The following is a 13708-nucleotide window of genomic DNA, read 5'->3' as shown; positions in this document are numbered from 1 at the left end:
TCAAGGGCAGGTGGGATCTGCCCGGCGAACGCGCCCCAGGTGAGGATCTCCGGTCGTGTCCAATGCCCGATCTTCACCGCGCCACGCCCGAAAAGCTGGGATAACCACCCCGCAAAGCGCATCAGCCACACACTGGAATTTCACTGTTAGAGCAGGTCGGAGCCACTATTCGGTGAGCTTTGGCTGATCGATGTGGGGTGGTTCGATGAGTTTGTCGAGGCGTGAGATGGTCGCTGGACTGGGGGCGGTGGCGGTCTCCGCTGTTTCACCGCCGGTGATTCCGCCATCACCGGCGCCGCAGTTGCCGGAGGCCGAGCCGCTGATCGTTCCGGCCGGTCGTAGGCCTGACCAGCTCGCCAGGGATGAGAGCTTCTGGGGCACTGTGGCACGGCAGTACCGGGTCAGCCCGGACTTCATCAACCTGGAGAACGGCTACTACGGGATCATGCCTGAGCCGGTGCGTCAGGCATATCACCGCAACGTGGACCAGCTGAACGAGCTGAACTCCCACCTGCTGCGCACCTCCTACACCGATCGGGCCACCCAGGTCAGGAAACGCATCGCGACCGTCCTGGGTGCCTCCCATGAGGAGATCGCCCTGACCCGTGGTGGCACCGAAGCCCTGCAGAACCTGATCGGCGGCTACAACCGGCTGCGGCCGGGCGACGCGGTGATGTACGCCGACCTCGACTACCACAGCGCGCGGTACGCCATGAACTGGCTGCGCGGTCGGCGCGGGGTGAGCGTCGAGCGGATGGCCATCCCCGAGCCGGCGACCCACCAGGTCGCACTGGACACCTACGCCCAGGCGCTACGCGACCATCCACGGGTCAAGTTGCTGCTGCTGAGTCATATGAACAACCGCACCGGACTCGTCCTGCCGGTGGCAGAGATCGTCACGATGGCCCGTGACAAAGGCGTCGACGTGATCGTCGACGCGGCCCACTCCTGGGGGCAGCTCGACTTCACCATCGGTGACCTCAAAGCGGATTTCGCGGTGTTCTCCTTGCACAAGTGGATGGGGGCGCCGCTGGGGTCGGGGTTCCTCTACATTCGCAAGAACCGCCTGGCCGACATCGACCCTGCTTTCGCCGACGAGACCTACTCCGGCCGCGACATCCGCTCGCGGGTCCACTCCGGCACCATGGACGTCGCCCCGATCCTCACCGTGGGCACCGCCCTGGACTTCCACGACACCTTGGGTGCCGCGGTCAAGCAGGCGCGGCTGCGCTTTCTGCGCGACCGCTGGGTGCACCAGATGATCGACATTCCCAACCTGGAGATCCTCACTCCCGAGGAGCCCGCCATGTACGGGACAATGACCGCGTTCCGGATCACCGGACGTACCTCCGAAGCCGACAACGTCGCGATCACCAAGGATCTGATGGACAGGCATCGGATCTTCACGGTGCGCCGCGGCGGGCCGGTGCGGGGCGACTGCGTCCGGGTGACGCCGGCGCTGTTCACCTCCCGCGATCAGGTCGATCTGCTCGCCGTGGCGGTGCGCGAACTGGCCTCGCGGATGCGCCATTGAACGCGCCGACCATAGCCATGTCACGAGCCGGGAGGATCCGTGCTCGCCGGTTCGCGGCACGTTCGGCGGCACCCTGCCGTGATCATGGGTGCCACAGGTGGCGGCCCCGCCATCGGGCGGGACTGCCACCTGCTCGACCACGCCTGTCCGAGGTCCTTTGTCGCGCTCAGGATCTCACCGGGGTTTTCGGTTGAGCCACCGGGAACTCCCGCACGGTACTACGCCGGCGTCGGAGCGGTCTGCGGTGAGGTCGCCAGGCGCCCCGATCGATCCAGGGCCTTGACGGCCACGGCGCAGCCGAGGCCAATCAGGGCCAGGGCCAGCCACGGCAGGCTGGGCAGGCTCACTTGCGTGCCCAGATCAAGTGCCCACCCGGTGAGCAGGTTTCCGATGGCGATGCCGATGCCGGCCAGGGTGCTGTAGAGCCCGTAGTACGTGGCCACCATGCGCGAAGCACCGACGGTGACGATGGTTGCCATCTCGAACGGGTAGATGATCATGGTGGCTAGGCTGAGCAGCACCGTCGTACCGAGGACCGGAAGCAGCAGGAGGGCGTGGGTGATGCCGCCAACCGGTGTGGTGGCTGCGCTCGCCAACGGTGCGGCCAGCGCCAGTGGAGTGAAGGCCAATCCCGTTAGCACGAGTCCCCAGGTGATGGCCTGGGGTGGCCGCCAGCGCCGGGCCGCCCACGCTGTCATCCGTGCCTGGCCGGCAATGGTCATGAGGCCGGAGACCACAAAGATGAGCGTGACGCCGAGTTCGCTGGCCGTCACCCGGCGGATCTCCAGCGGCAGGCTCAGGTAGACCTGAAAGTTCAGCACGTAGGAGCCGATCATGGCCAGGGAAAACAGCAGGAAGGGGCGATTGGTGAGCGCCTCGCGCCAGTCGAGCAGCACCGCTCGCCTTTCCTGCGGCTGCTCCTTGGCCTGCGCCGGCAAGGCCCGCATCTGGGCGATCGTCAAGGCGGCGAACATCAGTCCCGCGACGAGGCAGACGAGCTTGAACGCCATGCCGTTAAGTACCAGGCCAATAAGGGGCCCGATCAGGATGCCGAGCTGGTAGAAGGCGTTGAACGCGGCGAACGCCTCGACCTTGCGCTCGCCCGCCTCCTGGGCCAAGTAGGCCCGTACGGCGGGGTTGAACAGCGCGCCGGCGAACCCGGTCAACGCCGAGGCAACCACCAGAGCGAAGAGGGAATCGGCCATCGCCAGCAGCAGGAACGCAACAGTACGCAGCCCGCATCCGGTGACGATCATGGGTTTGTAGCCGAGCCGGTCGGCGAGGGTGCCGCCGACCAGGAACATGCCCTGCTGGCTGAGGTTGCGGATACCCAGGACCAGGCCGACCAGCGCAGCCGGCAGCGCCAGCGTCCCCGACAGGTGACCGGCCAGATAGGGCATCAGCATGTAGAAGCCGGTGTTGATGGTGAGCTGGTTGACCAGCAGCAGTCTCACCGGCCGGTCGAAGGAGCGGGCCAGGGCCAGCGTGCTTTTCATCGCTGCGCCCCTTCGGTAAGGCGTGCCTCTTCGACGCCGTCTCCCGCGAGGGTGGCCGGGTCGAGCACGGTCACGCATCGGGTCCAGCGCGTCAGCTCACGCTCAGCCGGATGGACGATCTCGTCGGGGTCCATCGCCGGAGGCGCGCCGAGCAGGCCGTGTTCGGCGCAGTAGTCGTCGTTGAACACGGTGTCGAAGTAGCGGTGCGGGCCGTCGGGGAAGATCGCCGCTATCCGGGTGTGGCTGGGCAACGCGCGAGCCAGCCAGGACGCCACCAGCGCCACCGCCCCGACACTCCAGCCGCCGGTGGCGTAGCGCAGCACGGCCAGCCGCCGGCAGGCCCAGACCGCCTCCGCGGGCCCGACCCAGTGGACCTCCCCGAAGGCCTCGTACGCCACATTGCGCGGGAGGATGCTGCTGCCCAGGCCACGCATGAGCCGGACGCGCGCGGGCTGGCCGAAGATGGTCGAGCCGACCGTGTCGACGCCCACCAGCCGCAGGTCGGGGTAGAAACGCCGCAGCGCCCGGTAGACGCCGGCGCTGTGGCCGCCGGTGCCCACGCTGCACACCAGGACGTCGATCCGCCCGAGCTGACCGGCCAGCTCCATGGCCAGCCCCGCGTAGGCGGCGACGTTGTCGGGGTTGTTGTACTGGTCGGGGCAGTAGGCGTCCGGGTACTCGCCGAGCAGTTCCCGCACGCGTTGCCGGCGGGCCTGCTGCCAGCCGCCCACCGGGTGCGGCTCGGTGACGGTGACCACTTGAGCTCCGTAGGCCGACAGCAGCCGGTGCATCAGCGGTTCCATGCCCGGGTCGGTCACCAGCGTCACCGGGTGGCCGTGGACGATACCGGCCAAGGCCAGGCCCAGCCCGAAGGTCCCGCTGGTGGACTCCACGATGGGCGCTCCCGGTCGCAGCAGGCCGCGCTCGCGCGCCCGCTCGACGATGTAGAGGGCGGAGCGGTCCTTGATCCCGCCGGGGTTTCCGCCCTCCAGCTTCGCCCAGAACCCGTGCCCCCGACCCGAGAAGATCTCGGGAACCCACAGCACCGGGGTGTTGCCGACCACGTGCTCGGGAGTGTGGCAGGTGGCCCCGGTGATCAGCCGGCTGAGCGAGGTGATGGCGATCTGCGATGAATTGAGGGTGTGTGTCATGATCCGTTTCCCATGGTTGCGATGTGGTCGACTCGCTTTTGGGCACGCGGAAGCGACGGCTCACGCCGATCGTGTCGAGCTTGAGTCGTTGCCGAGCGGCCCGGTGGGCCGGCTCTATACGCGGGAAACGGATTTGAGAACGAGCAGCACGGCCCCCGGCGGCGGGTCCGCCGGCCGCGAAGATCGCTGGGTGGGCGGTGGTGAGGGTGTCGCGGGAACCTCGGTGCTCATCGGGTCGCCGGCGGCGGGACCGGTCTGCAGCGAAGGACGCACGTCGGTGATCTGCGCCCCGGCGGCCGCGCCACACAGGCGATGATCATGATCGATGGGAAGGCGAGGGCACGGTTCATGCTCGCTCGGCACCGCGGCGGGGGGTTCGGTGTTCGAGCCACCGGCGGAGATCGCCGTCTGCGCGCCGGGCGCGTGGTGGTGCGCCGCGTGAGCGTGAGCGGCGACGTACAGCGCCAGATGGATCAGCACGACGATGCCGAGCACGGTCAGGCACAGCGTGAAGGCGATGCCTCCGCGCTGCGCGACTCGCCGCATCGACCCGATCATGACCACAAACATACATTACTACGAGTGATCGTTCGACTACGGGGTGTGATTCAGCGCTCTTGGGGCGTCCCTGGGCGCGGCAGGCCCGCAGAGCAGCTGCGACGGCCTCGCAGGGGGCAGACCTGCAACGCCCTTCGGTGATAGACGGCGCAAAACACCGGCAGGCATCGATTAGTTATTGAAGCCTGAGCTGGGATTCCCCCTGGTTTTGAGAAGCGAGGGATAAGACGTCGGCGCCTCCGCCGCCTCGGGCCGGGGCGAACATCAATGGCTGGAGGAGGTCAGTGCCGAGCGAAGAAGTCCACGACGAGCGGGGCGGAATCCGTCAAACCGATTGAGACATCAGGCTACTTGTAGCGTCTGTACTGAGGTCTCCGTCTGAAGAGTCATGGATGGCTTGTTGATCCACACGCGGGTGGGCAGTGGCGGAGGGCAGGGCCGACGGCCGCGGAACCGCTCGGGATGGGCCAGGAAGGCAGCGTTCAAGGTGGCGGCCCGCTTGGCGTGGATCTCAACCGCGGAGCCGTCGTGCACCGATGCCGGGGTGTGCATTCCGATACCGGAATGACGGTGCTCGTTGTTGTAATACTGGAAGAACTGGCCACAAAAGACGCCTGCGTCTTCGATGGACCCGAACGTTCCAGGAAAAGCGGGACAATACTTGAGTGTCTTGAACTGCGCTTCCGAATACGGGTTGTCGTTGGAAACGCGTGGCCGTGAATGGGACTGGTCGATCCCCAGCAGGGCGAGCAGGCCGGAGACGGTGTTCGATGTCATCGAGGTACCACGGTCGGCGTGAATAGCGCCCGGAGCGACCCCTCCGTTGGCCTCGATCGCGTGCTCAAGAAATTCCTTGGCAAGGATTCCGGTCTCCGTCGGCCAGATCTCCCACCAGACAGTCTTACGAGAGAAGATATCGATGATGACGTACAGCAGATAATAGACGCCGCGTGAAGGTCAGGGCTCCGGCACATTGACGATTCGGTCTGCCATGGGTCGATTTTCACAGGGCGAATAGGGTGAGCAGACGGTGTGAGGCGTAGCCGTGTCTGCGGCGGGCCTGAGCCATGTTGATGTGACCTTTCTGCCGGAACGCGCCGATCACGAGGTTGCGGATGGCGGCCATCACATGCGGGAGTTGCCCGGTACGCACTTGACTGGCGTCTTCGCGGAAAGTGACGTCACGAACGTAGTGCTCGCGGTTCTCCACGCCCCAGTGCTGTCGGGTGTAGTGGTTGAGGTGGGCCGGTCCGGCCAGGCCGGCGGGCAGGCTGGTGATCCCGAACGTCACCTGTTTGCCGGTGCGGGTTTCGTCCAGGCCACCGCGGTAGCGCAGGATCCGGAAGAACTGGGCCGCACCGGGGAAGTCGATGCCCTCGGCGTCGGCCGTGCGCAGGGTGCGGGTCTCGGTCCGTCCGTGGCCACGATCGGACATGGTGTGGCTGCGCGTGGCGAAGTCGGCATCGACGCCGGTCAGCGCACGCTGGGCCGCCGCCAGGAGCGTCGGTTGATTCGCCTTGAGCGTCAAGATGTAGTGCGCGCCCAGGTCCTGGGTCAGATGGCGGGCCGTCTCTCGAACGGTATGAAGCGCATCGGCGGTCAGTACCATGCCGCTCAGGTCGATTTCGGCCAGTAGCGGTGCCAGTTCGGGCACCTCGGTGGTTTTGGCCCCGATCCGGCGCTGCGCCGGCACGCTCCCGCTGGCGTGGTCGAACAATGACAGCAGGTTGACCCGGCCGCCGCCGGGTAGCCGGGCACCGCGTATGGCCTTGCCGTCCACCGCGGCTGATGGCAGCACTCCGGCCGGGGGCTGTCGGCGGTCGCGCTGAGCGGCTCGGCGTGCCTCGCGTTCACGCGCTTGCCCTTGGCCACTGTCATGGCCGCGGGTCGGTCGTCGGCCGTCGGGCTCGCGCGACTGGGCCAGGTACGCGGCGGTTTGCCGGTCGACATCGTTGCCGTTGACGTCGGCCGGTACCCGGCGGATGGTCCGCTCGCTGGGTGGGTGACATAGCCCGGTGAACGGGTCGCGCCGGCAGCCCAGGGAGGCGAGCAGATGTTGCGGCGCTTCGGCGGCCCAGTCGCAGATCGCGGTGATGGAGTCGCCGCCGACCGCGGCGGTACCGAAGGTCATCACCGCCAAGATCGTCTCCAGGGGGTGCCGGATCTTGTACGCGCATCGGCTGTCTTCGATCACGCGAAAGCGGATCAAAAGTCCCGGCTGTGGTGAGTCCAGCGGGGCTTCATCGATAATCTGGCCCTCGCTGGAAGCGGTGATCGGCGATGATGGGGCGAGGGGCACGGTTCCTCCGAGGATCGCACGGCTTAAGACACCGCTGATCTTCGGGAATCGTGCCCTTCTCCGTGCCGTGGTTTGGGCAGTTATTACCCGGCCTGCAGGCCGACTTCGACCTCACGTCCGCCGCGGGCAAGAATCAAACCCGGTCAAAACCTCGATGTGCCGGGGCCCTGCTTCCACAGGAGCTTACGATGCGAATCCAGGTTGAAGGAATAATCGCTGGCGTCTACGCCATCCTAGTCCTTGCCGCAGCGGCCCATGCTCTTCCTCATCTCGGAAAGCGTGGAGGACTGGAGTTCGCTATCATCCTCTTCGTTGCGGCACCAGCGAGCTTTCTAGTCAGCTGGCTGTTCGAAAGATTCCGACTGTCCCTCAGCCCAGGACCCGTACTCGAATGGGTGCTCGCCAACGGCGACAAGGTGCTTTGGCTCTTAATGACCGTAGCGGGTCTCCTCCAGGCCATATTGCTGCTCTTCGCCATCCGATGGCTGCGCGGGATCGTGGCCGGTTGACCGATTCGGCAGGCCGGTCGAGCATGACTATTGCAAGTCGGCCTGTCGGTAAGAGTGCTGCAATGAAGTACATTCCGGAGCCGTCGTCCCAGGTCACGCAGGGTTTGTGTGTCGAGCGGTCAGGGGGCAGACCAAGTACGCCGGAAAGGGCTAATAGGGCTGGTCAGGCGGTGGAGGCGGAAACCGGGGTTTCGGCTGTGGATAGCCGTGCCCGGCGTGGGGCCGGATTGGTTCCCGCAGCGGTCTGGCTGCGCTGACCTGGTCAGACGCCGTCTCGGGAACCGGACAGAGTTCGAGTTCTGATCGGTCAGAACTGTCGCGTGTACCAGGTAGCAAGATCCTTACTGACAGGCCTACGCACAGGCGCGCGAGACCCGCCGTGGCCCGGCCGGTCCCGGGAGGGGAGCCCGGCCGGGCCACAGGTCTCGTGTTCTCAGCCGAGGGCCGTGTCGATGCCGGTAAGCAGGCGGCCGGCGGTCTTGACCCACTCGCGGCGGTGGCCGCTCCCGTGGGGGTCGGAGGCGACATCGTCGTGGTCGGCCTCCTGCCGCTGTCGGGCGGCGAACTCACGCAGAGCCTCGGTCAGTACGAAGTAGGCGTGCTCGTCCTCGTCGAGGTCGAACGTGACGGTGTGCGGCCGGGCAGGCGGATCGGTGGGCTGCCGGTCAAGGCCCCGCGCCCACCGCTCGCCGTCGGAGATCTCGCGCTCGGCCAGCGCTGCGACGCGGGTCGATGCGGTCGACCGGGCCACGCCCATCGCCTCGGCGAGCTGGCCGTGCGAGCCCTCCAGGTCGCGGTGCTGGCGCACGGCGGCGTCCCGTAGCCCCTCCAGGCGCGGCAGGATGCGCTGATCCAGGGCGCGGATCAGGCCGCGCAGCGCGGCCTGCTGGTCCTCGGTCTCCTCCTCGTCGACCGGGGGGTGACTCTCCAGCCGGGCCAGCAGCAGCAGCCCCCAGGCCGCGGCGTGGGTGATCTCGCTGGCGTCGCGCAGTCGGGGCCGCCCCACCTGTTGGGGTGTCAGTAACAACCACGCCACGAACACCGCTAAAGTGTCCAGTTCCCTGAACGGTTCCGGGCTTCGCGAACGGGGTTGTACGCCTCCCAGGAGCCTCGGTCGGTCTCGCCTCGCTCGTATCGTTCGGCGTTCCAGGCGTCGTAGGCCCGTTCGAGCTGTGGGGTGGACTGGTGCGGGACCTTGCGGCGACGGCAGAACGCAATGAAGTCCAGAGCGGGCTCGGCCGCTCGTCGGCGCCGCTCAGCGCGTGGATCCTCGGCGACCGCGGCCTGGTCGAGGTCCTCGATCCGGCGGGATCGGGCCAGTTCGTGGATGTCGTAGGCGATGCGCCGCAGGATGGCCACGACGCGGGACAGGTCCGCGGCGACCTGGAACCGCCGGGGCCAGTCCGACTCCGGACGCAGGTTCACCACCGTCGGGTACGGCTCGCGGTCCAGGTGCTCCAGCCAGTCGGCACATTGGCGGATCCACTCCACCTCATCATCCAGACGTCCGGCGATATCGGCACGACCCGCCAGATCGCCATCGTCGACGCCGGGATCCTCCGGCGCGGGCCAGCCCGCCGAACGCAGGGCACCCAGCGCTGTGTCGAGGGCGTCGATATCGGCGTCGGTGACGACCTGGTGGACTCGTGATGATGACAGTCCCGCCGCTGTGGCGATCTCCCTGATCGACGCGCCCTCGGTTTTCGCCGCCGCCAACGCCCAAGCCCGTTCCCGTTCGGCCTGCTCCAACCGCCATGCCGCCCGGGTCACCCGAGCCAGCACCCGACGTTTCCGCCGCCACGACACCATGTCCACGACCAGAGACCCCCGCAACCAGAGCGTTCAGGAAACTGGACACTTTAGCGGTGTTCGTGGCGCGGTTGTTACCGACACCCCTACTTCGGCAAGGTGTTGCGAGACGCCAAGCCCTCCACTCGCACCGGACGAGCGGCGGCTCTGACGGTGTTCTTCCGGTTTCTTGAGCTCCGGCACAGGGTTGAGCTGCACAGTCTCACTGGCAGGGTCGTCGAGTGCCCGCTCGATGAGGTCAACCGGCCGCGGTTGTCCGTGGATCCGCAGCTGCGGGTCCCACCAACCGTCGAGGAGATCGAGCAGTTGTTCGCCGGGTGGCGCGAAGAGCTGCTGAGCTGCCGCAAGTTCGCCCCGGCGGCTCGCAACTACGCCGTGGCCCGGCTGGTCGCCGACGTCGGGTTACGGATCAACGAGGCCCGGATGCTCGACCTGGATGACGTGCGCTGGGAGCTGGGCCGGTTCGGCAAGCTGAACGTCCGCCATGGGAAGGGGTCTCGCCGCAAAGGGCCCAAGCCGCGGCTGGTGCCCCTAATCAACGGCGCCGACCGCAGCATGCGCTGGTTCATCGAAGATGTCCTCGGGCTGTTCGAGCTCGACCTGTCCAGCCATAGCACGCCCTTGTTCCCCTCCGAGCGGAAGAACGCCGAGGGCACCTGCACCCGAGCCACGGCCGATGTGTTTCGCCGAGCCTTGATCGACGCTGTCGACCGGTATCTGCCGACCTGGTCGGGACGGCTAACACCGCACGTGCTGCGGCACTTTTGCGCCTCCCGGCTCTACCTGGCCGGGATGAACCTGTTCGCGATCCAGGAGCTGCTCGGCCACGCCTGGACCGGCACCACGGCCAGATACATCCACGTCCATGCCACCCATGTCGAAGACGCTTGGGTCACCGGACAGCGCCGCGTCGCCGACCGATGGAAAGGACTCACCCGATGAAATGGAATCTGCGCCTGGCGGCCGCGAACCGCGGAATCTGGAAGGCCAGCGAGTTCCAGCGGATGCTCGCCGAACGTGGCCTGGTCATCAGTGCCGGCAAGATGTCGGGACTGTGGTCGGGAAGCCCCAACGTGGTCAAGCTCGACGAGCTCGACGTCATCTGCACCGTGCTGGGCTGCGGCGTCGACGAACTGCTGATCCCCGAACCCGAGGCTGTCGCCCAGCCGCGGCACCACGACGACGACCAGACGGCGGCGGTCGGCCAAGATCGGCCGGTCGCTCCGCGCACCGGGGGCGGGCGGTCGCTACCGCCTCGATGAACTGCGCCCACTGCGGCACCCTGTTGCCTGAGAAGCGGCGCCGCGACCAGGTCTACTGCAGCAACGCGTGCTCGGCGCGAGCATCAGAGCGTCGGCGCAAGGACGGCCAGCCGGTCCCGCCTCGCTGGCGGCACCCGGCGCTGACGGCAGACGATCCGGTGCTGCGGGCAGCGGCACGTCACGCTCAGGAACTCGGCCAAGTCGGTGGCTGGAACCCCTCGACTACCAGATGCGTGCTGGATGGGCTCGTTACGGTGCTGACTAGCCTCCCGGCAGGTGAGCGCGTCCCGCTTAGCGAGGTCCGAGCCCGGCCGCCCCGCTGGGTGTCGCGGCCTCGCCTCATCGAAGTACTCACCGATCTGGACCTGCTCCACGACGACTCCGCTCCAGCGATCAGATTCTGGATCGACCGCGTCACAAGCCATCTCGCACCCGGCTTCATCACTCCCGTCCGGCAGTGGCTGCTGGTCCTCCTCAATGGCGACACCAGGTCACGGCTCCGGTCCGCATCCAGTATCTATGTCTACTTCGGATGCATCCGGCCATTCCTCGACGACTGGGCGGCGGGCTACGACCACTTGCGAGAGGTCACCCGCTCCGACATCAGAACAGCGCTTGGACCGCTCAGCGGTTCACGACGAGCCACCGCGACTAGCGCGATGCGATCGCTGTTCGGATTCGCCAAGAAGCGCGGCCTGATCTTCTCCAACCCGACGACCGGGTTGAAGGGCCGCCCGGCGGACTTCGCCCTGCTCCCGATGGCCGATGAGGAGATTCGGGCCATCGAGCAACAGGCCGATGACCTTGCCGGACGAGTCATCATCGCACTGGCCGCCGAGAACGCGGCTCGCACCGGAGCCATCCGCCACCTGACACTCGACGATCTCGATCTGGCCAACCGGCGAATCACCCTCGCCGGCCGCCGCCAGCGACTCGGTGACCTCAGTCATCGCGTACTCCGCCGCTGGCTCCGCCACCGTCGCGCAACCTGGCCGCACACCACCAACCCCCACGTCCTCATCAGCGACAAGACCGCCCACGGCGCCGGTCCGATCAGCCAAAAATTCGTGACGTCGCGGATGAACCGCGCCGGATGCAGTGTCGACCGGATACGCAAGGACCGCATCCTGCACGAAGCTCTTGCCGGAGGGGCGGACCCGCTTCATCTGTCGCTGGTCTTTGGGATCTCCCACAGCACCGCCGCCAGATACTCCGCCGTCGCCGAGCACCTACTTGCCGACGAGCTCGATCAGACACCCCGACCGTGATCCCTTTGGGTCATGACGCCGGCGTCAACGACGAACTCCCCGCGTTTTCAGATCTCACCCAGCGAACTCGCGTGTGTTCCCGATGAATGTCCTTCAGTCTGGCTGAACTCACGGCGGACGTGTCGGTAAGAGTCGTGCAGCCAGGTACACGCGATTGAGTCCGCCCAGGTCAACGGTGCCCTAATGATCAGTGGGGAGGTGGCTGACGGCGTCTTCGAGGTCGGCGTGGGTGGGCAGGGTGTACCGGCGCGTGGTGTCGAGTCGGGCATGGCCGAGGAGTTCGGCGACGACGACGACGTCGACGCCCGCGCGCAGCAGGTTGGTCGCCAAGGTGTGCCGCAGGATGTGGGCGCACCGCGAGCTGTTCGCCTACTTCGTCCACCTGGTACGGGAACGCGCCCGCAAACCGGGCGACGACCTGATCAGCCTGATGCTGTCGCCGGACGGCGGCCGGATGGACCCCGGCACGGCCGTCTCCAACTGCTACAGCCTGCTGCTCGGGCCGGCGTCACGCTGCCCCACGTGGCCGGTACGACGGTGTTCGAGCTGGCCCGCGGCGGTGGCTACCGCGCCTAGGCGAGCCGTCCCGACCTGCTGCGCGGCGGCGTGGAGGAGGCGCTGCGGTGGGCGTCGCCCGGCAGCCACTTCATGCGGCACACGACCCGGCCGGTGCGGCTGTCGGGCGTGCAGCTCGCGGCGGGCGAGCCCGTGGTCGCCTGGATCGGCTCGGCCAACCGCGACCCTGCCGTCTTCGCCGGCCCCGACACGTTCGACCCGGCCCGCACGCCCAACCGCCATCTCGCCTTCGGCAGCGGACACCACTACTGCATCGGATCCCACCTGGCCCGGCTGACGCTGCGGCTGTTCTTCGCGACGCTCTTCGCGACGTTCGCCGACGTCGAGGTGGCCGGCGAACCGGTCCGGGTGCGATCGACCTTCCTCACCGGTTTCAAGAAGCTGATCATCTCGGGGACGCCCAGGAGAGGCCAATGACGACAGAGATCCCGTTCACTTACGCCCAGCAACTGCTGCTCGGGCTGGAGCAGGCCGTGCCGGGGAGCGTGCTCAACTCGACGTTCATCGTGCGGGCGGCCTACCGCGTGGCGCACGAGGTGGACGCCGGCGCGGGTGCACGAGAGCGCGTGACCTCGGCGCGGCTCGCCTGCACCTGCGTCACCAGCGGCTCGACCGGCACGCCGAAGCCCGTCACCGTCTCGCGCGCCGCCCTTGCATGGTCGACCGGGGCCCGGCCCACTGCGCAGCGCCGGTCACCGGGGTCCTGCTCTGCTCGTCCAACTCGTTCGACGGCTCGGCTGCCGGGATCTACTGGACGCCGGCCCGCGGCGGCAGGCTGGTCACTGGCCGACGCGTTCGGGGCGCTCGGCACGGTGATCTTCGCGGGCGAGACGTGCCCGCCCGCGCTGGTCGGGGAGCACTACGGGTGAGCGAAGCCGGCAGGGCTCGCTCACATCGTGGGACCTCTGCCGCCCGATGCCGTGACCGGAATGCCCGCTCACACGTCGCGACAGGTACCGCCTTCCTGCAGCACCTGCCCCAGGCCCCATGGGAGACGGCCCGGCCGGCGCTGACCGAGACGTCTCCCATCAGCCGACGTCCCCATCGCGAGGTGTGACGTCACTCTCGCCGGCGCCGGAGGAGTGTCGCCGCTCAAGGGCGGTGAGCACACTCCCGATGACCGCCAGAAGGGATCCGCCGATCAGGAGCGGGACCGCCCAGGACTTCGGGTCGGACAGCATGGTGGCGACGATGAGGGTGGCGGCGCTCCAGAAGGAGAACGCGGACGCCATCACCACCACCCTGC

General features: G+C 67.5%; 16 protein-coding genes. 7 read left to right on the top strand and 9 right to left on the bottom strand.

The window, feature by feature from the left end:
* Positions 1-205: 205 nt before the first annotated feature.
* On the top strand, positions 206-1534 hold the full coding sequence (locus tag ACQP0P_RS24735; RefSeq protein ID WP_433381527.1) for an aminotransferase class V-fold PLP-dependent enzyme: 1329 nt from the start codon (positions 206-208) through the stop codon (positions 1532-1534).
* A 218-nt stretch (positions 1535-1752) separates the two neighbouring features.
* Here ACQP0P_RS24735 and ACQP0P_RS24730 read toward each other — a convergent pair whose 3' ends face one another.
* The 5 genes from ACQP0P_RS24730 to ACQP0P_RS24710 form a co-directional block, all read right to left on the bottom strand.
* A complete protein-coding gene (locus tag ACQP0P_RS24730) occupies positions 1753-3030 on the bottom strand; it encodes an MFS transporter (RefSeq protein WP_433381524.1) in 1278 nt (425 codons plus the stop codon).
* Positions 3027-4181 carry a PLP-dependent cysteine synthase family protein gene (locus tag ACQP0P_RS24725; RefSeq protein ID WP_433381521.1) on the bottom strand — a complete coding sequence of 385 codons (1155 nt, stop codon included), beginning with the start codon at positions 4179-4181 and terminating at the stop codon, positions 3027-3029. Before ACQP0P_RS24725 ends, ACQP0P_RS24730 begins: the two co-directional genes overlap by 4 nt.
* A 114-nt stretch (positions 4182-4295) precedes the next feature.
* A complete protein-coding gene (locus ACQP0P_RS24720; protein ID WP_433381518.1) occupies positions 4296-4727 on the bottom strand; it encodes a hypothetical protein in 432 nt (143 codons plus the stop codon).
* 354 nt (positions 4728-5081) lie between these two features.
* Positions 5082-5624: a transposase gene (locus ACQP0P_RS24715; RefSeq protein ID WP_433382067.1), complete on the bottom strand. Its 543-nt coding sequence runs from the start codon at positions 5622-5624 to the stop codon at positions 5082-5084.
* Positions 5625-5742: 118 nt separating this feature from the next.
* Entirely contained in the window at positions 5743-7038 is a 1296-nt protein-coding gene (locus ACQP0P_RS24710) for an ISAs1 family transposase (RefSeq protein WP_433381515.1), read from the bottom strand.
* Between the two features lie 188 nt (positions 7039-7226).
* Between ACQP0P_RS24710 and ACQP0P_RS24705 the strand changes: the two genes are divergently transcribed.
* Entirely contained in the window at positions 7227-7547 is a 321-nt protein-coding gene (locus tag ACQP0P_RS24705) for a hypothetical protein (RefSeq protein WP_433381512.1), read from the top strand.
* A gap of 433 nt (positions 7548-7980) precedes the next feature.
* Here the strand turns inward: ACQP0P_RS24705 and ACQP0P_RS24700 are convergent, their stop codons facing one another.
* Positions 7981-8553 (bottom strand): hypothetical protein, encoded by a 573-nt coding sequence (locus tag ACQP0P_RS24700; RefSeq protein ID WP_433381509.1) that lies wholly within the window; start codon positions 8551-8553, stop codon positions 7981-7983.
* A gap of 38 nt (positions 8554-8591) precedes the next feature.
* The gene (locus tag ACQP0P_RS24695; protein WP_433381506.1) at positions 8592-9329 is read right to left on the bottom strand and encodes a hypothetical protein; all 738 of its coding nucleotides are present in this window, start codon (positions 9327-9329) and stop codon (positions 8592-8594) included.
* A gap of 129 nt (positions 9330-9458) precedes the next feature.
* Between ACQP0P_RS24695 and ACQP0P_RS24690 the strand changes: the two genes are divergently transcribed.
* The 3 genes from ACQP0P_RS24690 (at position 9459) to ACQP0P_RS24680 (ending at position 11886) form a co-directional block, all read left to right on the top strand.
* Positions 9459-10298, top strand: coding sequence for a tyrosine-type recombinase/integrase (locus ACQP0P_RS24690; RefSeq protein ID WP_433381503.1), 840 nt, complete (start codon positions 9459-9461; stop codon positions 10296-10298).
* The gene (locus tag ACQP0P_RS24685; protein ID WP_433381500.1) at positions 10295-10618 is read left to right on the top strand and encodes a helix-turn-helix domain-containing protein; all 324 of its coding nucleotides are present in this window, start codon (positions 10295-10297) and stop codon (positions 10616-10618) included. Before ACQP0P_RS24690 ends, ACQP0P_RS24685 begins: the two co-directional genes overlap by 4 nt.
* Before the next feature lie 254 nt (positions 10619-10872).
* Complete coding sequence (locus ACQP0P_RS24680) at positions 10873-11886, top strand: tyrosine-type recombinase/integrase (protein WP_433381497.1); 1014 nt, start codon at positions 10873-10875, stop codon at positions 11884-11886.
* A 180-nt stretch (positions 11887-12066) separates the two neighbouring features.
* Here ACQP0P_RS24680 and ACQP0P_RS24675 read toward each other — a convergent pair whose 3' ends face one another.
* The gene (locus tag ACQP0P_RS24675; RefSeq protein ID WP_433381494.1) at positions 12067-12216 is read right to left on the bottom strand and encodes a tyrosine-type recombinase/integrase; all 150 of its coding nucleotides are present in this window, start codon (positions 12214-12216) and stop codon (positions 12067-12069) included.
* A gap of 276 nt (positions 12217-12492) precedes the next feature.
* Between ACQP0P_RS24675 and ACQP0P_RS24670 the strand changes: the two genes are divergently transcribed.
* Positions 12493-12879 (top strand): cytochrome P450, encoded by a 387-nt coding sequence (locus ACQP0P_RS24670; protein ID WP_433381491.1) that lies wholly within the window; start codon positions 12493-12495, stop codon positions 12877-12879.
* Positions 12876-13331: a hypothetical protein gene (locus tag ACQP0P_RS24665; RefSeq protein ID WP_184758757.1), complete on the top strand. Its 456-nt coding sequence runs from the start codon at positions 12876-12878 to the stop codon at positions 13329-13331. The genes ACQP0P_RS24670 and ACQP0P_RS24665 overlap by 4 nt, the downstream gene beginning before the upstream one ends.
* A gap of 159 nt (positions 13332-13490) precedes the next feature.
* Here the strand turns inward: ACQP0P_RS24665 and ACQP0P_RS24660 are convergent, their stop codons facing one another.
* Positions 13491-13694, bottom strand: coding sequence for a hypothetical protein (locus ACQP0P_RS24660; protein ID WP_184758756.1), 204 nt, complete (start codon positions 13692-13694; stop codon positions 13491-13493).
* Between the last annotated feature and the right edge of the window lie 14 nt (positions 13695-13708).

Source organism: Streptosporangium sp. CA-115845, from assembly GCF_050943795.1.
Classification (GTDB): Bacteria; Actinomycetota; Actinomycetes; order Streptosporangiales; family Streptosporangiaceae; genus Streptosporangium.
The sequence above is the reverse complement of the archived record's forward strand: the minus strand, read 5'-3'. Positions and strand labels throughout refer to the sequence as shown.

What these genes read in the sequence shown, in the direction of transcription:
- ACQP0P_RS24735 (WP_433381527.1), top strand. Translation starts at nt 206, where the DNA reads ATGAGTTTGTCGAGGCGTGAGATGGTCGCTGGACTGGGGGCGGTGGCG.
- ACQP0P_RS24730 (WP_433381524.1), bottom strand. Translation starts at nt 3,030, where the DNA reads ATGAAAAGCACGCTGGCCCTGGCCCGCTCCTTCGACCGGCCGGTGAGA.
- ACQP0P_RS24725 (WP_433381521.1), bottom strand. Translation starts at nt 4,181, where the DNA reads ATGACACACACCCTCAATTCATCGCAGATCGCCATCACCTCGCTCAGC.
- ACQP0P_RS24720 (WP_433381518.1), bottom strand. Translation starts at nt 4,727, where the DNA reads ATGCGGCGAGTCGCGCAGCGCGGAGGCATCGCCTTCACGCTGTGCCTG.
- ACQP0P_RS24705 (WP_433381512.1), top strand. Translation starts at nt 7,227, where the DNA reads ATGCGAATCCAGGTTGAAGGAATAATCGCTGGCGTCTACGCCATCCTA.
- ACQP0P_RS24685 (WP_433381500.1), top strand. Translation starts at nt 10,295, where the DNA reads ATGAAATGGAATCTGCGCCTGGCGGCCGCGAACCGCGGAATCTGGAAG.
- ACQP0P_RS24665 (WP_184758757.1), top strand. Translation starts at nt 12,876, where the DNA reads ATGACGACAGAGATCCCGTTCACTTACGCCCAGCAACTGCTGCTCGGG.
- ACQP0P_RS24660 (WP_184758756.1), bottom strand. Translation starts at nt 13,694, where the DNA reads ATGGCGTCCGCGTTCTCCTTCTGGAGCGCCGCCACCCTCATCGTCGCC.